This window comes from Acidovorax sp. LjRoot117 (assembly GCF_964252695.1).
Taxonomy (GTDB): domain Bacteria; phylum Pseudomonadota; class Gammaproteobacteria; order Burkholderiales; family Burkholderiaceae_C; genus Acidovorax.
This window is the reverse complement of record NZ_CAXUPO020000004.1, coordinates 297,415-320,341: the sequence shown is the minus strand read 5'-3', so window position 1 is coordinate 320,341 and position 22,927 is coordinate 297,415. Positions and strand designations below refer to the sequence as shown.

At 61.3% G+C, this 22,927-nt stretch carries 20 protein-coding genes; all 20 read right to left on the bottom strand.

What is annotated here, in order from left to right:
• Nucleotides 1–20: 20 nt before the first annotated feature.
• Nucleotides 21–374, bottom strand: coding sequence for a hypothetical protein (locus tag ACSQ3D_RS14670; RefSeq protein ID WP_436127397.1), 354 nt, complete (start codon nucleotides 372–374; stop codon nucleotides 21–23).
• A gap of 199 nt (nucleotides 375–573) precedes the next feature.
• Nucleotides 574–906: an RHS repeat-associated core domain-containing protein gene (locus ACSQ3D_RS14665; RefSeq protein ID WP_436127396.1), complete on the bottom strand. Its 333-nt coding sequence runs from the start codon at nucleotides 904–906 to the stop codon at nucleotides 574–576.
• A gap of 318 nt (nucleotides 907–1,224) precedes the next feature.
• A complete protein-coding gene (locus tag ACSQ3D_RS14660; RefSeq protein ID WP_436127395.1) occupies nucleotides 1,225–1,689 on the bottom strand; it encodes a hypothetical protein in 465 nt (154 codons plus the stop codon).
• A 6-nt stretch (nucleotides 1,690–1,695) separates the two neighbouring features.
• Complete coding sequence (locus ACSQ3D_RS14655) at nucleotides 1,696–2,940, bottom strand: RHS repeat-associated core domain-containing protein (RefSeq protein WP_436127394.1); 1,245 nt, start codon at nucleotides 2,938–2,940, stop codon at nucleotides 1,696–1,698.
• A gap of 229 nt (nucleotides 2,941–3,169) precedes the next feature.
• The gene (locus ACSQ3D_RS14650; protein WP_436127393.1) at nucleotides 3,170–3,565 is read right to left on the bottom strand and encodes a hypothetical protein; all 396 of its coding nucleotides are present in this window, start codon (nucleotides 3,563–3,565) and stop codon (nucleotides 3,170–3,172) included.
• An 8-nt stretch (nucleotides 3,566–3,573) separates the two neighbouring features.
• Nucleotides 3,574–4,533: an RHS repeat-associated core domain-containing protein gene (locus ACSQ3D_RS14645; RefSeq protein ID WP_436127392.1), complete on the bottom strand. Its 960-nt coding sequence runs from the start codon at nucleotides 4,531–4,533 to the stop codon at nucleotides 3,574–3,576.
• A 98-nt stretch (nucleotides 4,534–4,631) separates the two neighbouring features.
• Nucleotides 4,632–5,282: a hypothetical protein gene (locus tag ACSQ3D_RS14640; protein ID WP_436127391.1), complete on the bottom strand. Its 651-nt coding sequence runs from the start codon at nucleotides 5,280–5,282 to the stop codon at nucleotides 4,632–4,634.
• 4 nt (nucleotides 5,283–5,286) lie between these two features.
• The gene (locus ACSQ3D_RS14635) at nucleotides 5,287–10,047 is read right to left on the bottom strand and encodes an RHS repeat-associated core domain-containing protein (protein ID WP_436127390.1); all 4,761 of its coding nucleotides are present in this window, start codon (nucleotides 10,045–10,047) and stop codon (nucleotides 5,287–5,289) included.
• Nucleotides 10,048–10,158: 111 nt separating this feature from the next.
• Nucleotides 10,159–10,587, bottom strand: coding sequence for a DcrB-related protein (locus tag ACSQ3D_RS14630; RefSeq protein ID WP_436127389.1), 429 nt, complete (start codon nucleotides 10,585–10,587; stop codon nucleotides 10,159–10,161).
• Nucleotides 10,588–10,649: 62 nt separating this feature from the next.
• Nucleotides 10,650–13,208, bottom strand: a complete 2,559-nt coding sequence (gene tssI, locus ACSQ3D_RS14625) for a type VI secretion system tip protein TssI/VgrG (protein ID WP_436127388.1) — start codon at nucleotides 13,206–13,208, stop codon at nucleotides 10,650–10,652.
• 205 nt (nucleotides 13,209–13,413) lie between these two features.
• On the bottom strand, nucleotides 13,414–13,902 hold the full coding sequence (locus ACSQ3D_RS14620) for a GNAT family N-acetyltransferase (protein WP_056422160.1): 489 nt from the start codon (nucleotides 13,900–13,902) through the stop codon (nucleotides 13,414–13,416).
• Between the two features lie 60 nt (nucleotides 13,903–13,962).
• Nucleotides 13,963–14,697: a helix-turn-helix transcriptional regulator gene (locus ACSQ3D_RS14615; protein WP_436127387.1), complete on the bottom strand. Its 735-nt coding sequence runs from the start codon at nucleotides 14,695–14,697 to the stop codon at nucleotides 13,963–13,965.
• A gap of 151 nt (nucleotides 14,698–14,848) precedes the next feature.
• Nucleotides 14,849–15,334 carry a GyrI-like domain-containing protein gene (locus ACSQ3D_RS14610; protein ID WP_436127386.1) on the bottom strand — a complete coding sequence of 162 codons (486 nt, stop codon included), beginning with the start codon at nucleotides 15,332–15,334 and terminating at the stop codon, nucleotides 14,849–14,851.
• Nucleotides 15,335–15,531: 197 nt separating this feature from the next.
• A complete protein-coding gene (locus ACSQ3D_RS14605; RefSeq protein ID WP_436127385.1) occupies nucleotides 15,532–15,921 on the bottom strand; it encodes a DUF2798 domain-containing protein in 390 nt (129 codons plus the stop codon).
• 155 nt (nucleotides 15,922–16,076) lie between these two features.
• Nucleotides 16,077–16,760 carry an alpha/beta fold hydrolase gene (locus ACSQ3D_RS14600; protein ID WP_436127384.1) on the bottom strand — a complete coding sequence of 228 codons (684 nt, stop codon included), beginning with the start codon at nucleotides 16,758–16,760 and terminating at the stop codon, nucleotides 16,077–16,079.
• Between the two features lie 21 nt (nucleotides 16,761–16,781).
• The gene (locus tag ACSQ3D_RS14595; RefSeq protein WP_436127383.1) at nucleotides 16,782–17,810 is read right to left on the bottom strand and encodes a ProQ/FINO family protein; all 1,029 of its coding nucleotides are present in this window, start codon (nucleotides 17,808–17,810) and stop codon (nucleotides 16,782–16,784) included.
• Between the two features lie 91 nt (nucleotides 17,811–17,901).
• Nucleotides 17,902–19,140, bottom strand: a complete 1,239-nt coding sequence (glcF, locus tag ACSQ3D_RS14590; protein ID WP_436127382.1) for a glycolate oxidase subunit GlcF — start codon at nucleotides 19,138–19,140, stop codon at nucleotides 17,902–17,904.
• A gap of 57 nt (nucleotides 19,141–19,197) precedes the next feature.
• A complete protein-coding gene (locus ACSQ3D_RS14585) occupies nucleotides 19,198–19,986 on the bottom strand; it encodes a YoaK family protein (RefSeq protein ID WP_436127381.1) in 789 nt (262 codons plus the stop codon).
• Nucleotides 19,987–20,013: 27 nt separating this feature from the next.
• Complete coding sequence (glcE, locus tag ACSQ3D_RS14580; protein WP_436127380.1) at nucleotides 20,014–21,138, bottom strand: glycolate oxidase subunit GlcE; 1,125 nt, start codon at nucleotides 21,136–21,138, stop codon at nucleotides 20,014–20,016.
• 333 nt (nucleotides 21,139–21,471) lie between these two features.
• Nucleotides 21,472–22,908: an ammonium transporter gene (locus tag ACSQ3D_RS14575; protein WP_056410313.1), complete on the bottom strand. Its 1,437-nt coding sequence runs from the start codon at nucleotides 22,906–22,908 to the stop codon at nucleotides 21,472–21,474.
• Nucleotides 22,909–22,927: the final 19 nt, after the last annotated feature.

Below are 22,927 nucleotides of genomic sequence, written 5' to 3'. Positions count from 1 at the left end.
GCAAAACACTTCAACTGAAACTATTGGCAAAAATAAACCCATCCCTCATCATGAAAATAGAATGCCACCTTCTCACGTTCAAAAACCAAGACAGAGTTACCTGATATGCCGTCCAAAATATCCCCCTTCAACGGCACTTCCCCCTCTCTGAAGTCAATGAACACTCCAGAAAGCAGCTTAAGCTCAGAAATTTTTTGCGCAGCAAATTCCATAGCATTTTTCTGAACAAGGACTGTTTTCTTCTGATCAAGCTGATTTTCCAATTGATTTAAATTCTTGCGAACTTTATCCCAACCCCTTGCTCTTAAATAAAACCATCGATCACGATATTGACTTTGAACAAAGTTACTTACAAAAAACTCGAAAATTTCCATTTCCACTCCAACATTTAAGCACGCCGCTTGGCTGCTCGTCCCCAAGTGTGATGATTATTCACAGCATTACTAATAGGCGCCGGCTTTGCGATATCCGGCTTATTGCCCATATGGTAATGAGACTCGGGATGATCGCTTTTCGGGTGGCGATCTGGCTTGCCGTACTTCTGCTGTTGTTCGTACCTCTCTTGTTTAGCTTTCAAAGCTGCTTTTTGTGCATCGGTGGCCGTTTCTGGTAGAGCTTTTTTAGGCTGAGGTAATTTTTCCCTCCATGCGCATGTTCGGCAGCTTCCTTTGCATCTTTACGGGTTGCATGCGTGGTAGTTTTATTCTGTACCTTGCCACAATGGGTCGTGCGATTCCACTCCCAAGGATCAATCCAGCTAATCGGATTCGGCACATATTGATGTAGATTCAGCCCGCCATTGAGCCCAATCGGGTCCGGCGTCGTAAACGCCCCCAAGTCCGCATCGTAGTACCGGAACGTGTCGTAGTGCAGCCCTGCCTGTCTGTCCAGATACTGCCCCTGCATCCGCAGGTTCTGTTGCAGGGTGCCGTCTGGCTTGCCAGTTGATGCTGGGGGCGGCCTACCGTGTCAAAGCTCCGTCACTCCTTGCGGACCGTGCTGCCCCAAGTGGCGTACTGCGCTTGCCATATGCGCTCGGCGCTGTTGTAGCTTGGATAGTTCGATAGCCGAATCAGCTGGGTCCATACGCCCACTGCAGGTTGGCGGCATAAAGGCTCGTATCTTTGGACTATATCTACTTGGAGCTCATGCATTGTCGCAAAGCGCCTAAGCTGCCTTGAGATGCTCGAAAGGCACTAAATCGTCGACGGCAAAATATTTTTATTACTCAAGAGTCAAACTTGAACTTTTTAAAATATTTCTTAAAACATTTAATCTGGCATTAAGACTGCTAAATATTTCTTTGTTTTTAGATATTTCCTGCGTTCTTCGCAAAAGCGAGTTACACGCAACAGTCAACGATTGGCAAAACTCCATAAAATCAAGATCCTTAGTCGTCAAAATCTTTGAATTTTCCCGTAACTCAATAAGGGATTTTTTATTACCAATCATCTTAATTTCGAATGAAAAATCTCCATCCATGAATCTAAAAACCGAACTCCCCCCATTTTCCAACAAACTCACGGCGCCGTCGACCCACCACTCAAGAATAACCTCTGCAAAATCATCCCATCCGCACTCAGGAAAATATTGATCAACGTTATATTGCAAATATATACAAGCAAATACACTATCGGATAATTTGCTTTCGGAAAATCTGACCGAATCCGACTCCAAAACAACTATCATATTAATTCAATTTTTAGGGTAGGCGGTTTCAATTATTTTAGTTCTTGTGTTAACCCACATTTCAATTGTCTTGCCCCCAGATTTACCTTGTACAAGCACTCGCTCCCCTTGAGTTTGAATTCTTTTGCCATTTCCATATGCTTCCTTGAATGAGCGCTCAATTTGCTTAGGCGTCATATTTTCAGGAAAGAGATCCTTTTTACCACTTTGCTGAGCAGTTTTGCCAGTTGCTGTGTGGCGATCAAGAACGTGGGCCATGTCAACTTTAGTTTTTCGAGCACTTGGAAGGCTTACAGGTTTGGGGCGACTTACCTGTTGTCCGCAGTCTTTTGCCCACCCCCAAGGATCAATCCAGCTGATCGGATTCGGCGCATATTGATGCAGATTCAACCCGCCATTGAGCCCAATCGGGTCCGGCGTAGTAAACGCCCCCAAGTCCGCATCGTAATACCGGAACGTGTTGTAGTGCAGCCCCGTCTCTCTGTCCAGGTACTGGCCCTGCATACGCAGGTTCTGCTGCAGGGATGCCGTCTGGTTTGCCAGTTGATGATGGGGCCGGCCAGCCGTGTCAAAGCTCTGCCATTCCTCACGGACCGTACTGCCCCACGTGGTGTACTGCGCCCGCCACACCAGGTTGCCGCTGTTGTCGCTCAGCTCCTCCGGTAGCCCATTGGGCTGGGTGTGGAAGTAATACACCTGGGCGATGTCTTCGCCACCAGCGCCTTCTCGCACATTCGGTGTGTTTGACCCGCCGGGCTCGTCGTTGGCAGCAGCAGCAGCGACGTTGAACCGGTCCGCCCACTGCGGGTTGGTCGTGGGCACACTGCCTTGTTTGCCTTGTTCTGCATCTCCCCCAAGGGCGTGCGCAGCCGCCGGGTGCGGTTCTACACTGCCGCTTCCGTCGATGCGCGCCAGCGGCACGTAGCTGCCGGGCTCGTAGATGTAGGTGCTGGTCTGCGCTCCTCTGCTTTCCTGCAGCAGCCGCATTCCCTCCCACGTGAATGCAGTCGTGCCAAAGCTGTCTGTCTTGGCGATGCGCCTGCCCAGGGCGTCGTATTGGTAGCTGAAGACCTGGCTTTGCGGCTGGCCGTCTTTGCCTGCCCTCACCACTGCCACCTGGGTCAGCCTGTGCTGGTGGTCGTAGCGGTAGTGCTGTTCGGTGTGGCTGCCTATGCGCTTTCTGATCAGGCGGCCAAAGCCGTCGTAGTCGTAGCGCTTGTCCTGCAGCACTTTGACCCGGTTGTTCTGCACCCAGCCTCTGCCTTGGCTGCTGAGATTGCTTTCTTCCAGCGCGTTGATGCGGTTGCCCGCCAGGTCGTAGTGGAAGTGTTCGTTGCGTTCGGGCTGTGTGGCATGCGTGTGGGTGATGCCCGCCTTGGGCGTAGCGGTGCAAGGTGGCGCCTTGTTGACTGTGCTTGACGCCGGTGAACTCGCTGATTTTATCGATTTAAAATCGTATTTTTATTAATTAAATTCAATTTCAACCTAACAAATTTTTATATTTTTTAAAAATTTTTAGTGCTTGCTCATCTCCGTCAATCAAACGCTCATACATATCAAGACTATCAGCCCACTCGCCAAAAACCAGAAATGATTGACAATGACCACCTGAGCCCTCATCCACCACTAACCTCCAGCATCTCGGAAAACTTTCATCGACTACTTCAAAATATTTGTAACATATAGGCTTTGGATAAAAATCGTCATCATATTCATATATATAATAAAATGGGATATTTTTCCAAAAAACTATGGCTTGAACGACATAATATTTTCCAATCTCTATATTTTCATACAAATTTGAAAATGCCAATTCAACTAAATTTTCACTAAAAAATTTATGGTCGACTTCTTGAGAAATTACCTTAACCTTCATAACTAGAGCTATCTAGGCGAATCGCCCGACGAAACTTTTGGTTCAGTTTTTTTAGCATAATTCCCGGTGCTATCAGAAGTTCGTGCTTTGAACTTGAAATCTGCAGTCTTACCCGACTGAGGATTGCGTACATAATGAACTACTGAATCTCGCCCATCTGCAGACTTGACCTTGTACTCCCATTTTTCCCAGCCTTTATATCGCTCATTCTTCATGTTATCCATAATTTTTGTACCGGCCCCTTTTTTAGCGGCCTCCATGGTCATACGATCTTGAATAGACGATGGCGTTTTTATGCGAGGGTCTTTATCAAATCTCCCAGTCCGATCATTTCTATAACGATCAGACTTTGGACAGTAGCTCCACCCCCAGGGATCAATCCAGCTAATCGGATTAGGCGCATATTGATGCAGATTCAACCCGCCATTGAGCCCAATCGGGTCCGGCGTAGTAAACGCCCCCAAGTCCGCATCGTAGTACCGGAACGTGTTGTAGTGCAGCCCCGTCTCTCTGTCCAGGTACTGCCCCTGCATCCGCAGGTTCTGCTGCAGTGATGCCGTCTGGTTTCCCGGTTGCTGCTGGGGTCGGCCAGCCGTGTCAAAGCTCTGCCACTCCTCACGGACCGTGCTGCCCCACGTGGTGTACTGCGCCCGCCACACCAGGTTGCCGCTGTTGTCGCTCAGCTCCTCCGGTAGCCTATTGGGCTGGGTGTGGAAGTAATGTACCTGCGCTGTGTTTGTTCCTGTTGCTGCGCTCCTTGAGTCAGCTTTTGCAGGAACATGGGTTGGCACGTCGTTGGGAGCAGCAGCGACGTTGAACCGGTCCGCCCACTGTGGGTTGGTCGTGGGCACGCTGCCTTGCTTGCCTTGTTCCGCATCTCCCCCCAGGGCGTGCGCAGCCGCCGGATGCGGTTCTACGCTGCCGCTTCCGTCGATGCGGGCCAGCGCGTTGACGCGGTTGCCCGCCAAGTCGTACAGGAAGTGTTCGTTGCGTTCAGGCTGCTGACCCGGGTGTGGGTGATGCCCGCCTTGGTCTAGCAGTGTTAGGCAACGTCCAACAATTCATACTAATGAAGCAGGCCCATTTTTTTGAACAAAGACAATAAGTCTTTCCCTTTTTCTGAAAGCGCAAGTTTTCTCAGTTGAATTTCTATTGCTTCTGACGATTGCTTAAAAAATAACTCGGGGTGCTTAAAATCATCCTCAATATCATCATCCTTAAAAGGTATTTTCGGATTATCAAAATCATCCTCAGAACTTTCTTCATCTTCATCGCAATTTGTTACCAATTTTAGAAAATCTTCAAACGATCTACAAATCAATACCAAATCACAATTTTGCGGTTTATATTTATTGGGCGACGAAGGATCAAAATACAAATCATTCTTATATCTTTGCCACAAATAAATCATTGCCTCCGGACCAAAGCAGGCATAATCAACTTCATTCAACTGGCATATCGCAGAAAATCCTTTGGGGATTCTTTCTTCATACATCTGATTAATCTTTAGGTAATCTTTTTCATCGTCCTTGGATCGTCCCAAAAAGAAGTCAACACTCAAACTCTTTCCATTCAACACTATGCACGAAGGATCTTCAGGCGTTGCTATATTATTTTTTTCAAAAAACGCTAAAAATTTTTCATCTTCGGTGAAATTCTTGAGATGAACAATATAGTCTTCGACACCGATACGAGTCTTTAATGATTTAAATTTCATGCAATTATCCATGTATAAGAACCGAGGCACTCCCAGTGTGCGGGAAATTGTCGTGCACGCCTTTATCTATAAGGATCATCTTGTCTTTTGACACATGGTGCCAAACCTTACCATCAGGCGCTTTATCCCCAAGATCGCCTCTCCCAATTTTCTTATTAGCAATTCTGTTGTCATGTGCTCTATTTCCGTTATAGGACCCGGAACGCGCCGTGGCTTCAGCGTACTTTGAAAAATCGGGAACTCCGTTTTTATCGTATGTAACAGAATTTCCCTTTTTGTCAAAATAGGTAGTCGATCCATCAGGATTTTTTGTAGTTCGTGAATGATCAATATTTTTATTTGTAGGTGATGGTGTCCGATTTTTTCTTTGCGAACCACATGGAGCCCAGCCCCAAGGATCGACCCAAGAAATCGGATTCGGCGCATACTGATGCAGATTCAACCCGCCATTGAGCCCAATCGGGTCCGGCGTCGTAAACGCCCCCAAGTCCGCATCGTAATACCGGAACGTGTTGTAGTGCAGCCCCGTCTCTCTGTCCAGGTACTGGCCCTGCATACGCAGGTTCTGCTGCAGGGATGCCGTCTGGTTTGCCAGTTGATGATGGGGCCGGCCAGCCGTGTCAAAGCTCTGCCATTCCTCACGGACCGTACTGCCCCACGTGGTGTACTGCGCCCGCCACACCAGGTTGCCGCTGTTGTCGCTCAGCTCCTCCGGTAGCCCATTGGGCTGGGTGTGGAAGTAATACACCTGGGCGATGTCTTCGCCACCAGCGCCTTCTCGCACATTCGGTGTGTTTGACCCGCCGGGCTCGTCGTTGGCAGCAGCAGCAGCGACGTTGAACCGGTCCGCCCACTGCGGGTTGGTCGTGGGCACACTGCCTTGTTTGCCTTGTTCTGCATCTCCCCCAAGGGCGTGCGCAGCCGCCGGGTGCGGTTCTACACTGCCGCTTCCGTCGATGCGCGCCAGCGGCACGTAGCTGCCGGGCTCGTAGATGTAGGTGCTGGTCTGCGCTCCTCTGCTTTCCTGCAGCAGCCGCATTCCCTCCCACGTGAATGCAGTCGTGCCAAAGCTGTCTGTCTTGGCGATGCGCCTGCCCAGGGCGTCGTATTGGTAGCTGAAGACCTGGCTTTGCGGCTGGCCGTCTTTGCCTGCCCTCACCACTGCCACCTGGGTCAGCCTGTGCTGGTGGTCGTAGCGGTAGTGCTGTTCGGTGTGGCTGCCTATGCGCTTTCTGATCAGGCGGCCAAAGCCGTCGTAGTCGTAGCGCTTGTCCTGTAGGACCTTGACCCGGTTGTTTTGCACCCAGCCTCTGCCTTGGCTGCTGAGATTGCTTTCTTCCAGTGCGTTGATGCGGTTGCCCGCCAGGTCGTAGTGGAAGTGTTCGTTGCGTTCGGGCTGTGTGGCATGCGTGTGGGTGATGCGCCCGCCCTGGTCGTACTGGTGCCTTGTCTGCCCTTGCTGGCTGTGCTCGACACTGGTGAGCTCGCCATTCTTGTCGTAGCCGTAGCGCTTGAGCAGCGTGTCTTCTGGGTTGCGGCGCTGTAGGCGTTGGCTCCAGTCGCCGCTGTAGGGGCTCCACCGGCTGTCGGCACGTTGGTCACTGCCGATGCCATGGCCCACGCGCAGCATGGCGGGGCGCACCCACGTGGCGGCCTTGCGACCCACCGGGTCGTAGGCAAAGCGGCTGGTTAGGCGGCCCTGCGTGCGCAGCACTTCGCGATGCAGGTCGTCGCGCTCGATGTCAGCCAGGACTGCGCCGTCCAGGTTGATCTGGTGCAGGTGGCCGCTGCCGTAGTACAGGTGGTTGAGCGTGCGCCCGTCTGGCAGCGTGATGCCGGTGCGGTTGCCCAGGGCGTCGTATTGGTAGTGCAGCACGGTGCTGCACTGCTGGCCTTGCACAGTGTGCTCAGCGGTCTCTTGCAACACCTGTCCCAGCTTGTCGTATTGCCATGCCTGGCGAGACTGGGGTTCTCCCTGCGGATTGCTTTGCAGGGCTTGATGCAGATCGCCTGTCGGGGTGTAGGCGTAGTCGATGCAAGTTTGCAGTTCGGGCGGCTGGGCCTCTGTTGTGCCGGTGCCAGCGCCAGGCAGATAGATTTTTTTCTGGATGAGCTGACCCGCAGCGTCTCGCACCAGTTGCGTATGGATCGGCTTCACATCGGCATGCCCTGGCACGGCATCGCCCATGCCCATAGGCATGGGGTGTTCCGTCACGCCGACGACCTGGCCTGCAGCATCATGGTGCAGCACTTGGCGGGTACCGTCGATGCGGGTTTCCATCAGCAGCCGGTTGGCCGCGTCGTAGGTGAATTGGTAGGCTTGGCGGTTTTCGTTAATCACCGCGGCAAGGCGCATTGCAGAGTCATAGCCGAGTTGAATGTTGCTGCTGAAGCTGCCGATCGCTTTGCTGCGCCCGGTGAGTTGACCGCGCAGGTTGTAGCTGTAGCTGGTGCTGTGGCCCAGGGCATCCTGTGCAAGCACGCACTGTCCCGACGGGTCATAGCGGTAATGATGTGCGGCGCCATCAGGCAGCGTCAGTGTCAGCAGCCTTCCCTGCGCGTCGTGCGTCAATGTGGTGATGTGGCCCAGTGCATCAACCTCTTGGTGCAGGTAGCCGCGCTGGTCGTACGTGTAGCGCGTGGTTTTGCCACTGCAGTCCGTGTAGCTGGTAAGCAGCCCGCGAACGTCCCAGGCCAGTTGCTTGCGTCCCCCGTGCGCGTCAGTGATGACCACTGGCAAACCACGCTCGTTATTGGCGTACAACGTGGTATGCCCCAGGGGGTCGATTTCGGCAGTCAGGTTGCCGTCGTTGTCATAGTGATAGCGCCAGCTGGCGCCAGCTGCATCGCTGGTAGACAAGAGCAGGCTAGCGGGGGCCGGGCTCCACTGGGTGCTCTCTGTACGACCCAGCGCATCGGTTGTCTGGATCAGATTGCCGGCCTCATCGTATGCGTAGGTGGTGGTCTGGCCCAACGGATCAGTGTGGCTCAGCAATTGCCTTGTGTCACTCCACGTCTGCGTGTATCGGTTACCCAGTGCGTCGGTGTAGGCCGTGATTTCGTGATCGGAATTCCAAGCCCAGATGCGCGTGCGGATTTGGGGGCTCTCGCCGGAACCCAGCCGCTCTGTCACCGTCGTGGTGCCTGCCGCCAAGTCATACTGAAACTGATAGTTTTCTCCGTCGTCTGTCCAGTGCTGTACAACGCGCGGATGAGGCCCCGATCTTTTTCCCAAGTTCTGAGAAAAATTTTGCCAGCGGTAGTGGCAGGTCAAGCCGGTCGAAAGGCGGTGCTGGGCCATCAGTCCGTCCGCATAACCAAACAGGCGCTGAATCTGACCGTCCCGCCCAATCACTTCGGTCAGCTGACCCTGGCCGTCATAGCGATAGCGCGCCAGCACTTCGGGAATTTCTGGCACCTCATGCGCTGCGGTGTTGGCGCCCGTCACCAAACGGATTTGTGCGATGCGGTTCCCTTCGCCCTCGTAGTCGAAGGCGAGCAAACGGCCCGTGTTGTCGGCCAGATGGGTCAGCCGATGAAGTTCGTCGTAGCGTAGCGCCTGAAAATTGCTGTTGCGGTCTTCAATACGACGCAACGGAAGCACACGACTTCCCAGACCCAAAACAAAAGCGTCATCGGGCTTTCCAAACCACTGGTGGGTGCCGTCTGGCAGCACCACGAAGAAGTCTCCGCCCTCGCTGCATAAGACTGCGATTCCTTCGGCCACGCTGTAGTGGCTTTCACCAGGCGCCGGCACCGGGTACTCAATATCACGGCCATCGTCACCGTAGTAGGTAACGGTGGGAATACCCTGCACATCAGTCCCTAGGTGCAACTCGGCCGTGTAAGGGCTGCTCCAGCCCTGGCCGAAGTGGGTGCGCGAACGCAGGTCCAAGCTGTTGTAGACCCGTTGAAAGACGACAGGCAAACCACCAGGGAGTACGAAATCCAGGTCTTCGTCACCGGCGAGCAGCTTCGCTCCCGTCGCGATGTGAACCGGGTTGGCCACGATGTCCGCGATTTCATTCAACGACATTCCGGCCTGTACCATCTGAACGATACATTTCGCGTTCTTGAGAACTGCGCGTGGGTCTTTCAGCAGCTTTGGTAAGCACCTGAGGCTTTTGATCGCGCTGTAAATTCCATAGCCGGTGATGGCGGCTCGCAGGAAGATGTTGCCTTCTGCGTCATATTTCCGAACGGTCGCGGGCGGGCCGCCGATGAAGACGTTGGGGGACCCTTCGTGGATGTAGGCTCCACATTCAACCTTGTCGTCCTTTCGGGCGGCAAGGGCATGGTTGATAATCGTCTGCTCAGGGCGATCGGCGGCTCCCTGAGCAATGAAATTGGTTGGGCGACTTGTGTGTTTGCTGCAAATGACGCTGTCCAGCGGCATCGCATTGGTCGCGCGCGCGGCTTTCTTGCCGTTGATTTTGACGTTCTCTGACCCCGTGATGATCTTGCCAGTGATCGTGGGCGGGAATAGAAAATCGGCCGCCGCGGTTCCCAACGCTTGACCAGCCTGCATGCCGTAATGCGTCCCGGCAAGCGTTGCTGCAGCAGTAATCACCGGTGCAGCAGGCGCAGCAAAGCCACCTGTAATGAAGGTCAGGCCGGCAGAAACAGCTCCGCCAATCGCGCCTCCTACAAAACCGCCCAACATGCCGCCACCCACCACCCCAGCCAATTGCAAAAGCATTCTTGCATTGGCACTCGTATGGGCAATGGGGTCGTCAATACGGGCCGCGGCGGGATAGGTGCTCATGAAGGAGGGAATGCACTAGGCTGTTGAATCAAGGCAGGTAGCAAAAAGCCGGGGACTGGAATCGGTTTTGCACGGGCTGCGGGTGAGGGCGAGTTGGCAACTCGCTACCGGTCATGCAGGCTTGAAACTGGCGCGTATGGCGCGCCACTGCGTCAGTTGGGCGTCTGAGAGAGGAGCTTGGGCAGCCGCTGTCATCACCACGACGTTGCCCGTGTTGCCCAAGAGATAGCCCACTTGGCGCTGGTAGACCATCACGCCGTCTTGTTTGAACTGCACGGCGTATTCGATAGCCCGCAGTTGACCGGACGCGGAGTCTTTGTGCTCGCTTCGATCAGTGAACTCAGCCATGCTGAACTGCTGGCCCAGCAACTGCAATTGCCGGTTTACCAACTGCTCGAACGTTTCGCCAGGCTCAAGTCTGGACCTGGTCACCACCACACTGAATCCAAGCCCACTATGCCCTGCGAGTAGCACGTTGATGCTGTTGTCTTGCATGCCGTCGGGAACGCTGAACGACCCTTCATTGATTTGGTACTGCATCGAAATTCCGGTTCAGTTCATAGAGATGTCTAGGCCCAAAGCGCGATGCGCTCTGCAGTGCACTAGGGGCAATTGAGCTGTATGGGCGCCCCGTGCACATCCAGCAGTTCACTGAGCTTGATCAGCCCGTTCTTGCCCTTGATGACCACCTCGCCCTTGTCGGTGAGCTTGAGCGAGGCGACGCCCTCCCCCTCCCCAATCGTCAGCGTGATGCTCTCACCTGCCTGCAGGCGGATGTGTTTGGCAGCCTTCACCAGCACCGAGTCTTTGGTCGCCTGGATGTTGACGTTCTGGTCGCCCACCACGGTCGCGGTGTCCGTCTTGGAAGCCAGCGTTATGTTCTGCTGCGCGGTCAGGTTCATGTTGCCCGTCTGCGCTTCCGACGCAATGTCGCCCTTGGTCACGGTGTTGCGCTGGCCGCCCTCTGACACGTGCGTCAGCATGCCGCCCTTGGCCAGCTGGGTCAGCTGCGCGCCGCTGGACAGCGTGATGTGTTGCTTGGCATGCATCGAAACGCTCTGCCCTGAACTGACCACGATGGGCTTGGGGCTGATCATCGAATGCCCCTCGGGGCTGACGATGGAGACGACCGGCTTGCTGATGTCTTTGGACAGCTCTCGCAACGCCTGCGACTGAGGCATTGCGGGGTCGGTGTTGGTCGGCATCGATGTCTCTGCCCCAGCGCCACCACCCCCTCCGCCACCACCGCCGGCAAGCGCAGCGATGGCCGCAGCTGCTTTGGACAATGTCGCCATCGCCGCCTTGCCACCGGTCATGGCAGCAATGCCAGAGCTCAGCTCCATCATGTGCGAGGTCTTCAAGCCGTTGATGGCCTCAATCGCACTGTTCATGGCAGACACCGCCTCACCGGCTTCCTCCATCAGCGACGCAGTGTTGGCCAAGCCTTCACCCAGGCCATCGAACCCATCGGGGTTCTCATGCGATATCTTCTGCTTGAAGTCCTGCGTATACGTCGTGATCAGCAACCCCTTGTCCGCCCGAATCGCACCCCACTCATTCGTGCGCAGCTCGAAGCCATAGCTGCGCTTGGCCTCGGTGCTCTGGTTCATCAGGTAACCCATGTGCAGGTGGGTGTTGCCGTGGTCCGTGGACAGCTCGATGTGCTCGATGCCCTTCTGGTCCTCGAACCGCAGCATGTGCTTGCCGCCGCCGCCCTTGCTCCAGTTGGTCTGAAAGCCCGACTGCGTCTTGTGCTTGGGCAGCTCCCACGGGGGCATCTGGTCGTTGTTGTAGACGCGGCCGGTGATGATCGGGTAGTCGGGGTCGCCGTTCAGGAAGTCGACGATGACTTCCTGGCCGATGCGGGGCGTGAAGATGCCGCCGTATTTGGCGCCCGCCCAGGGGTGCGACACGCGGATCCAGCAGCTGGAGTTTTCGTCCATGGCACCGATGCGGTCCCAGTGGAACTGCACCTTGACCCGGCCGTACTTGTCGGTCCAGATTTCCTCGCCGGGCGGGCCGACAACCACGGCCGTCTGCGGGCCCTGGCTGCGGGGCTTGGGCGTGACGCGCGGCGGCGTGAAGGCCAGGCTGGTGGGCTGCGCCTTCAGCACGAAGCGCTGGATGGAGCCCACTTCGTCCTTGGTGGTCTTGGGCGTGGGTTTGGCGATGCTGCTGACTTCGGGGTTTTCCTGAAAGTGGTACTGAACCGCGGTAATCAGGTACTGCTGGTTCTGGTCCTCGCGCGGATAGTTCTCCAGGCTGAAGGTGTAACCCGGCGTCAGCGCGCGGCAGCTCGATTTACCCTGCACCACGCTTTCGCGGGTGAGATTTTCCTGCAGGCGCACCCGCACGTACGTTTCGCCATCGCCGTACTCGGTATAGCCGCCCGGCCATTCATAAACTTCATGGCTGTCGTGCGCGTGGCCCATGGGCATCTTGCGCATATTCGACAGATCGGCCTTGGGCTTCTTGAAGTCGTAGTCGTCGTTGTAGTGGCGGCCCGACTTGATCTCTTCGGCCTGCTCCCACGCAAAGACACATTCCCGGTCGGAGATGGCGGCCTTCTCGGGCGGGTAGAACGGCAGCGTGGCGGCGCCTGGCAGCGGACTGTGCGATGCCACGATGTCGTCCGCCAGCGTCAGCACGTGTTGGCCGGGCGAATGCTGGTGGTAGTAATAAATGCCCTCGTGCTCCATGAGCCGGGACACGAACTGGCAGTCGGACTCGTTGTATTGAACGCAATAATCCCAGGTACGATAAGTGCGGGTCAGCTTTTTCTCCAGCGGGTACCCATATTTACCGAGCACTTCTTCAATAATCTCTGGAACCGTCTTGTTCTGGAATATCTTGAAATCGCTTTTGCGTGTGGCCAGCCACAGCCAGGGGCTCAGGCGGGCCTTGTACGAGAACATGCGATGGTCCTGGCCCTGCATGCCGAAGCGGGTGACGATGGCGTCGATGTAGCGCTTGCCACCGCCTTCGGTCTCGACCACGACGGTGGCGTTCTTGCCCAGCAAGGCCTTGGGGTCGATGCTTTTGCTGTCGCTGAGCAAATCCACGTCCAGAGCGAATATCTGGCTGATTTCCTCAGTGCCCTGCAGCTGCCTGAACTTGAGTTGGTCGCCCAATGGCGTTTGAATGGTGACGCGGCGTGTCATGTGCTGCAGACTTTGGAGCCCGTTGGTTCTGAGTGCTGCGGATGATAGCCATGAGAGCAGCAAATTCTCTTGACAACTGCGCTCAATAACTCCAAAAAATTACCGCAAAAGGTAACCAAGGTAACCAAGTTGGAATAATGGCGACGGTTTGCAACCATTCTGGAGCGCCGTCGTGGTGTGGCACCGCAGGTTCGCGCAGGGCGGGCTATGGCGCGGCGCCGGGCCAACTGCACAGCACCCTCTCGCGGCCGGTCGCCGGATGAACGCTGGTCGCGCCCTCCACCAGCCCGCAGCGGGCATAGAACCGCCGAGCGCGTTCGTTGGCCGTTGCCACGTGCAAGGTCCAGCCGTCAGGGCACAGGCGCTGGCAGATCTCCTGCACCATCGCGCCACCCATGCCCTGGCTTTGCGCGCCGGGCGCCACGAAAAGCTGGTGCAGATGGCGGCTCGGGATGTCCACCACCATGAAGGCCAGCAGGGCTCCGTCGGCGCGCTCGGCCAGCAGCGCGGTGCAGGGTGGGCCGAATTCGGCCCGCACCCGGTCTTCCCAGTGCGCTTGCGGTGCCACGGTGGCCACCGCAGGGTTGGCAGAACGCCAGGCCTCGCGCCAGAGGCGGGCCAGCCGGGGCGCATCCTGGCGCTGGGCGGGGCGCAGCACCACCGGCGGCACCAGGTCGGACAGGCGAAGGATCATCGCCGCATTGTGCCGGCGGCCGCGCCGCAGCGGGGTTGATGCGGGCAGGCTCCAGCCTGATCAGGCGTTCAGGCCCGGGGTCTCCGCGGGCGGCCATTCGCTCGGCCGCGAGCCCATCTCGGCCTCCACCTTGCGCAGCATGTCGGCCAGGGTCTTGCCGGGCTCCAGGCGGAACTGCTCGTCCGTCACCACCAGGTCCACGATGCGGTCGATGCGAAAGCCCCGGAAGTCGCCGCGCAGTTCGCACCAGGCCGACAGCGTCCAGACCTTGCCCCAGTAGAAGCAGCCCAGCGGGCGCAGGCGGCGCAGGCTCGCGCGGCCCTGCACGTCGGCGTAGTTGACCTGCACCACGTGGCGGCTTTGCACCGCCTCGCGCAGCGACTGCAGGGTGGCCTGGGCCTGGGGGCCCAGCCCCACCGACGGCGCGTACAGCGCCTGCGACTCGGCCGCCACGCGCGCGGCCGGGGGCAGCACTGACAGGATCTTGCCCAGGGCGCCCTCCACCTCGCGCGCCAGCCCGGCATCGAGCCAGGCCTGCGCCAGCCGCGCGGCGGCCACCAGCGCGTTCGCCTCGCCCTGGCTGAACATGAGCGGCGGCAGCTCGAAGCCTGCGCCCAGGCGGTAGCCCACACCGGCTTCGCCCTCGATGGGCACGCCTTGGTGCTGCAGGTCCGCCACGTCGCGGTAGATGGTGCGCGCCGAGACTTCGAGCCGTTCGGCCAGGAAGGCTGCCGTGGACAGGCGCCGGCCGCGGATGAGCTGGACGATCTGGAAAAGGCGGTCAGCGCGGCGCATGGAGAGAGTTCATTTTCAAAGCATTTCGGGCTGTGGCGCTCGCCTGGAAAGCGCCAGCAACTATCAACAATATAGCGCCAGTTGCACCACCGAACCCCACCGCCACGGCCGCGCGCGCGGCGCTGGGGCGGGGGCGACATCCGGCACCATGCTAGGGCTTGACGCCGATGTGGATGGCCACCTGGTCCGGGCCCTCGTAGGCCTCGAAGTCGGTGCCGAAGCGGCGCTGCACCTGGGGGTTTTCGGCGAAGTATTGCCAGATGCGCACCCAGGTGTCGATCACCATCTGGGGCATCTCGCCGGCCCCCGTGAAGACGAGGTAGTCGCCCGCCTGGATGTCGACGCGGGCGGCGCCCGGCACTGCCTGCGCCTGCGCCATGTCCGGCTCGGCGACGGCCACGCCGGCGGTCACGTCAAAGGCACCATGCTCGTTGGATTCGTAGCCGCTGTACACGCCGAAGATGCGGCCGTCGTCGCCCCGGCTGGGCAGCTTGCGCTCCCAGCTCTGGCTGAAGAAGCGGTTCCACAGGCCCCCAAGGCGTGCGATGGCGGGGTTCATCTCTTCGCTGTTGCGCGTGCGCACGGCGATGCCGGCCACGCTGAAGGCGGGAATGCGGGTGGTAGCGGGATGGGTCATGAGGGGTGCTCTCTCTTGTCGGGTTGGATGTGGTCAGCCGGCGGGCCCGATTTGCGGACCGGCCGGGGGTGTGCAGCTGCAAGACCCGCATGGTGCCGACCTGCTGCTGACACCCTGATGTCAGTAGCCTGCAGCCGCGCCGGTGGCAGGCGTACGGGGCTGCTGACGCCCGGCGTCAGCAGCGGGTGGGCGTGTGGCTACCTGGGGTCCACGATGGCCGCCGTGGCCCGGCGCACCAGCGGCAGCACCAGCAGCAGTGTCGGAAAGGCCGCCATCCAGGACAGCGCCCACGAACTCATCCACAGGCGCAGGACGTCCACCGAGAGGCCCGCCACACGCAGGGTGCTGATGAGCGAGACGATGAAGGTCATGAGCAGCGACAGCAGCAGCGGCATGACCCAGGCTGCCGAGCGCGCAGGCAGCTTGCGCAGGCCGAGGAATGTCTTGGAGGAAGGCGTGGCAGCCGAAGGCCCCCCCGGAGAGCAGGGAGATGCGGGAGAAGATGCAGAAGATAGCGGAGGTGCGGACCCCGTGGATGGCGCGTAGGGCGTGGAGGGCCCGGTGCGGGGGGACGAAGGTTGGTTCATTGAAGTTCCATGAAGCAGGCCGGTCAGTCAAGGTGCCGTCCCCGCTGGCCTGCACGGCTGGCGGGAAACCACCACCCCGGCAGGGCCGGCGTTGGTTGGCACGTTGATTGACGTAAACGCTTACGGCAACCCATGAACCGGGCCGCAGCAGGATTCTATGCGGCTGGCGCGTCGCCGCGCAGTGGGGGTGTTGGTGATGGTGGCGCACCGCCCGCCAGCAGATGGCGTGTGATGTGCGCGGCCACTGAAGCTGCGTGCGTCTGGGCCAGGTCGTGGGCGCCGCCCGGCAGCACGTGCAGCTGCGCACGCGGCAGCAGGCTCTGCAGGCGCTCGCCCACCGCCACGGGGCTGATGGGGTCGGCATCGCCCCACAGCAGCAGCGCAGGCGTGCGCAGCGATGCCAGTTGGGGGGTCAGGTCCCAGCGCTCGCGGGCCATCCACGCGGGGAAGGCGGGGTTCGTGCGCATGAAATCCGGGCGCCAGTCGTGGGGGTGCAGGTCGTCGATGGGCACGCCGCCGGACGTGGCCACCAGCACCAGGTGCGTGAGGTGCTCGGAGCGCTGCAGGGCGGCCAGCACCGCCACCACGCCGCCCATGGACTGGGCGATCAGGGTACAGGGCTGGTCCATGTGCGGCGTGACCGCATCGACCAGGTCCTGCATGCAGCCGGCGGTGTGGGCGGGCATGTCCGCCGCCGCTGCCACGCCAAACCAGGGCCAGCCCGGCAGCACCCGCTCGGCCGGGAGCGCGACCGCGTCCGAGGCGGCGCGCCAGAACGCCGGGTTGCCGCCCACGCCGGGCAGAAAGATCAGCCGTGTGGGCGCGGTGGCGGTGGACACGATGACGCTCGTGCCCGCCGTTCAGTGGTCCTGGGCCGGGGCGGCCGCGGCAGCCGCTGCTGCATCCGCGTGCTCGGCCGGTGCTGCGGATTCAGCCGATGCCGCGGGAGCGGCGGGGGCCGCAGAGGCCGACGCCGCGGCGGCGGCCTGCTGCGCACGCGCGGCATTCAGGCGGCGTGCGCGTTCGAGCTGCTGGCCCACCGTGCGCGCCACCATGCCGTACATGTCGGCGAAGGCTTCCAGGGTCTGGCCGCTGGCCTCGAAGGCGCGCAGCAGCGCTTCGTCCTTGGCGTTGCGGGCGGACCATTCGGCAAAGGCTTCTTCGAGGATGGCGTTGGCGGCATCGTCGCGGCCCCGCACGAGTTCGGTGTAGGTCTCGCGCGACATGCCCGATGCCTCGAACGCAGCCATCATGCGGTTGCGCAGCTTGGGCAACAGGTCTTCGGTGGCGCGGGCCTTGTTGTTCTTGCGGCGGCGGTAGACCTCCAGCAGTGCGTGGTGCACATGCTCGGGCGCCATGGCTTCCACCGGCTGGCCGGCCAGGTCGTGGCGCTTGTCGCCGGCTGCCACGCTTTGCAGGTAGCGCGTGGAGCGGGTGTGAAGGCCCAGCGCCACCTTGAGCGCGTCGCGGTCGAAGGCTTCAGGATGCGCCGCCAGCAGGTCCTGGAAGACACCGCGCTTGAGCGGACGGAACACCGCGCCGAACAGATGCGGGTACAGGTCTGCCAGTTGCTCCAGCAGCGGGTGGGTGGTGCGTGGCGGCGTACGGGCAGCGCCGTCGCCGGCCGGCCCTTGCGCGGTTGCAGCATCGCCCTGCGGCGCTGCGCCCTGGCGCGGCGCGCCGCCCCGGCCACCACGGCGGTCACCACCGCCGCGGCGCTGGCCGCCCGAACGGCGGGCCCGCTCTGACGCTGGCACACCCGCCGGCACAGCCGACACGGCGCCAGCGGCTGCAGCGGCGGCCTCGGTGGACACGGGCTCAGCGGCAGCAGCAGGCGCCGTCGTCGCTGCGTTCGGTTGTTGTTCTTGTGCGGACACGGAATCGGTCATGGCGGTGCGAAAAAAGGGTGAGGTGTGGGGCGACAAAACCCTCAATCATGCCAGCGTTGGCAAAAATGCCCGCCAGTGGATGTAACCGGCATCACGCCAAGGCCTCGTCCAGCACCTCGATCCAGTGCCGCACCGGCGTGCCCGTGCCGCTTTGCAGATGGGTGATGCAGCCGATGTTGGCCGACAGGATCATGTCCGGCGGCTGCTCGCCGAAGGCCTCGGCCAGCACGCCCAGCTTGCGGTCGCGCAGCTGGTAGGACAGCCCGGGGTTCAGCACCGAATACGTGCCCGCCGAGCCGCAGCACAGGTGCGCTTCGTTGCGCGCAGCGCGCAGCTTGAAGCCCAGGCGCGCCAGGTGCACCTCCACGCCGCCCCGCAACTTTTGCCCGTGCTGCAGCGTGCAGGGCGGGTGGTAGGCGTACAGCACGTCGGCCGCAGGCTGCGCGCGGCCTGCGAGCTTGTCGGCCAGCTCGGGCAGCAGCTCGGACAGGTCGCGCGTGAGTGCGCTGATGCGCGCAGCCTTGGCCGCGTACTGCGCGTCATCCTTGAGGATGTGGCCGTACTCCTTCACGGTGACGCCGCAGCCCGAGGCGTTCATGACGATGGCCTCCACCCCGCCCTGCTCCACCAGCGGCCACCAGGCGTCGATGTTGGCGCGCATCTCGGCCATGCCGCCTGTCTGGTCGTTGAGGTGGAACTTCACCGCGCCGCAGCAGCCCGCCTTGGCGGCGACCACGGTCTGGATGCCCGCCGCGTCCAGCACGCGCGCGGTGGCGGTGTTGATGTTGGGCATCATGGCCGGCTGCACGCAGCCCGCCAGCATCAGCACCTTGCGCGCATGTTCGCGCGTGGGCCACGCGCCGGCGGGCTGCGGCGCGGGCACCTTGGCCTTGAGCGCCCCAGGCAGCAGGCCGCGCACCATCTGCCCGGCCTTCATCGCGGGGCCGAACAGGGGCGACGGCAAGCCTTCTTTCAACGCCCAGCGCAGCGCCTTCTCGCCCAGGGGGCGCGGCACTTTCTCATCCACGATCTTGCGGCCGATGTCCACCAGGTGGCCGTACTCCACGCCGCTCGGGCAGGTGCTTTCGCAGTTGCGGCAGGTCAGGCACCGGTCCAGGTGCATCTGGGTGCTGCGCGTGGGCTCGGCCCCTTCGAGCACCTGCTTGATGAGGTAGATGCGGCCGCGCGGGCCGTCCAGCTCGTCGCCCAGCAACTGGTAAGTGGGGCAGGTGGCGGTGCAAAAGCCGCAGTGCACGCACTTGCGCAGGATGGCTTCGGCCTCCAGGCCATCGGCGCGGGCGCGGTATTCAGGGGAGAGTTGGGTTTGCATCGAGCATGCCTGGACGAAGGGACAACGAGGGATTGGGGGGCGCTGAACAGTGCGGGCTCACAGCGCCGGGGGCGGAGCCAGCGGCAACGTCTTGCGCTGCGGGCGGCGCAGCCGCGCGCGGTCGGCCCACAGCGGCGGCAGCGAGAGCACCAGCAGCACGAGCGCCAGCGGCACCACGAAGACAAAACCCACATGGCTGAAGCCCGCCGCGCCCGCGATGCCGCCCACCAGGAACATGCCCAGCAGCCCCGCGAAGAGCCGCAGGCGCATCTGGTTGGCCCGCACCTGCGACTCGGGCGCGGTGCCGGTGCGGTTCCAGTAGAGCATCTTGCCCAGCTCGATGCCCAGGTCGGTCACCACGCCGGTCATGTGCGTGGTGCGGATCTGCGACGACGACATCTTGGTCACCGTGGCGTTCTGCAGGCCCATGATGAACGACAGCAGCAGCACCGTGACCGGCACCGCGAACGGCGTGGGCCAGCTCAGCGTGATCGCGCCCACCAGGCCGAACACCAGCATGAGCACGGCCACCAGCAGCAGGGGCAGCGCATAGCTGCTGTGCAGGCGCCGCTGCCGCGCCCAGTTCACCATCACCGACGTGGTCGCCGCGCCGCACAGGAAGGCCAGCAGCGCACCCACGGCGCCCAGCACCAAGGCCATGTTGCCCAGCACCAGGCTGTCGGCCAGCATGGAGACGAAGCCCGTCATGTGCGATGTGTACAGGTGCACCACCAGGAAGCCCCCGGCATTGACCGCGCCCGCGTTGAAGGCCAGCAGCAGGCCCAGCACGCGGTTGCTCGCCACCGTGCGGTGGTGCCCCGTCAGGTGGCGCAGATGTCGTCGCATGGCGTTGGCAGCAAGCACGTCCCGGGCCTACCAGGCCTGCGCCATGCGGCCGGGGTTGAAGATGCCCGCCGGGTCGAAGCTGTGCTTGAGGCGGGCGTGGATCTGCTCCAGCGCGCGGGATGGCGAGCCAGAATGGCCGCTACCGCTTTCTGGATCAGCGCCAGAAGCTATGAAAACAGTAGCACTCCCGCCCACGGCACGCGCAGCGTCGCGCAAGGCGTCGCCCGCCGAATCCGGTGCCTGCACCCAGCGCAGCGCGCCATGCCACTCGATGAGCGGCTGGGCCGCGGCGGGCAGGCTGAGCACCGGCGCGGTCTGCGGCACCGACAGGCGCCACAGCGCGTGGCCGGGGCGCTGCGCGCGGTCGGTGAACCACGGCAGGGTCTGATCGCGGCAGGCGGTCCAGTCGGGCGCCGTGGTGGTGTTGTCAAGGCGCGTGCCGCCCATGCTGCGGCAGGCGGCCTCCACGGCCGCCACGGCGCCCCGCAGGCGCACGTAGAGCGTGCCGGTGCTGCCGTCCTGCACCCAGCAGCTGGCGTTCAAAGGCAGCGGCTGGCCGCCCCAGGCGTGCAGCTTGCGCAGCGCGTCGGCCTGGTTGCATTCAAAGCGCAGCGTAGCCTCGGCCGGGGCCACCGGCAGCACCTTGAGGCTGACCTCGGTGAGCAGCCCGAGCGTGCCCCAGGCGCCCGCCATGAGGCGTGACACGTCGTAGCCCGCCACGTTCTTCATCACCTGGCCGCCAAAGCTGAGCAGCTCCGCGCGGCCGTTGAGCAGCGTGACGCCCAGCATGTAGTCGCGCACCGCGCCCACGCTGGCACGCGCCGGGCCCGACAATCCCGCCGCGACCATGCCGCCCACGGTGGCGGCGTCCGAAGGCGCCTGGGCGAAATGCGGGGGCTCGAACGGCAGGCACTGGCCCTGTGCGGCCAATGCGGCCTCCAACTCGACCAGCGGGGTGCCGGCGCGCACGGTGACGACCAGTTCGCTGGGCTCGTAGCTCACGATGCCGCGCAAGGTGCGGGTGTCGAGCACCTCGCCATGCAGCGCCAGGCCATGGAAGTCCTTGGTGCCTCCACCGCGGATGCGCAAGGGCGTCTGGTCGGCGGCGGCTGCGCGCACACGGTCGGCGATCTGGGCAAGGGCGTGGTCCATGCCTGGGATCGTAGCGGCAGGCACCTGCCGTGCGACGGCCTGGGCGCGTGAATTTTTTGAACAGCGCGCTGCAATTCGGCGGAGGTTGCCTTGGCCGCTGGAGATGCGGCGCTTGCCTTGGCGGCGTTCAAGCGGGCGTTCAGGGCGCGTTCAAGGGGCGTTCAAGGGGCGTTCAGGTGGTCAGCGTGCGGGGCTGCACGGGTCTGCAGGCCCCGCCGCACGCGAAAAAAGCCCGCCAGGGCGGCGGGCTGAAGAACCAAGAGGAGTCACTCGCTTGTTCTTGTTGCAACGCTGCGGTGCCACCAGACACCGCAGCGCATCGGGCTGACGGGATCAGCGGTTGTACGCCGTCTCGCCGTGCGACGTGATGTCCAGACCTTCGCGCTCGGCTTCTTCCGAGACACGCAGGCCCACCAGCAGGTCGGCGATCTTGTAGGCGATGAACGCCACGACGCCGGACCACACGATGGTGAACAGCACGCTCTTGACCTGGATCCACACCTGGGCACCCATCGAGAACGTGTCGGGCGTCAGGCCGCCGGTACCACCCAGGCTTTGCGATGCGAACACACCGGTCAGGATGGCACCCAGGATGCCGCCCACACCGTGCACGCCGAACACGTCGAATGCATCGTCCACGTTGAGCAGGCGCTTGAGGCCACCCACACCCCACAGGCAGACCACACCGGCCAGCAGGCCCAGCACGATGGAGCCCATGGGGCCCACGAAGCCAGCGGCAGGCGTCACGGCCACGAGGCCGGCCACGGCACCGGAGGCGGCGCCCAGCATGGAAGCCTTGCCCTTGTGCAGTGCTTCACCAGCGATCCAGCTCAGCGTGGCAGCGGCAGTGGCCAGCACGGTGTTCACGAAGGCCAGGCCGGCACCAGCGTTGGCGGCACCTGCGGAGCCGGCGTTGAAGCCGAACCAGCCTACCCACAGCAGCGAGGCACCGACCATGGTCAGCGTCAGGCTGTGGGGCGTGAGGGCTTCCTTGCCGAAGCCGATGCGCTTGCCCACCATGTAAGCGCCCACCAGGCCGGCGATACCGGCGTTGATGTGCACCACGGTGCCGCCTGCGAAGTCCAGTGCGCCGTCAGCCGCCAGCAGGCCGCCGCCCCACACGATGTGGGCCATGGGCACGTAGCTGAAGGTGAACCACAGCACCGAGAAGATCAGCACGGCGGAGAACTTGATGCGCTCTGCGAACGAACCGACGACCAGCGCCACGGTGATGGCCGCGAACGTGCCCTGGAACGCGATGAACACGTACTCGGGGATGGTGATCAGCGCGCCGAAGGTCTCCTGGGTCACGCCCTTGAGGAAGATCTTCTGGAAGCCGCCGAAGAACTTGCCCTCGCCGGAGAACGCCAGGCTGTAGCCGTAGATGGCCCACAGCAGGGAGATCAGCGAGAACACCACGAAGACCTGCATCAGCACCGACAGCATGTTCTTGCTGCGGCCCAGGCCGCCGTAGAACAGCGCCAGGCCGGGGATGGTCATCAGGATCACGAGCAGCGTGGAGGTCAGCATCCAGGCGGTGTCGCCGGAGTCGATCTTGGGCACGGGTGCGGCAGGGGCGGCCTCGGAGGCCGCAGCGGCGGGTGCCGGTGCAGCGACAGGTGCGGCGGCGGGGGCTGGCGCAGCGGCAGCAGGCGCGGCTTCTGCGGGGGCCGATGCCGCGGCATCAGCAGCAGGGGCCTGGGCCAGCACGGCAGAGCCGCCGGACAGCAGACTCAACCCCAGTACGAAGGAAGCAAGCAGTTTTTTCATGGCATTTCTCTGGTGTCTG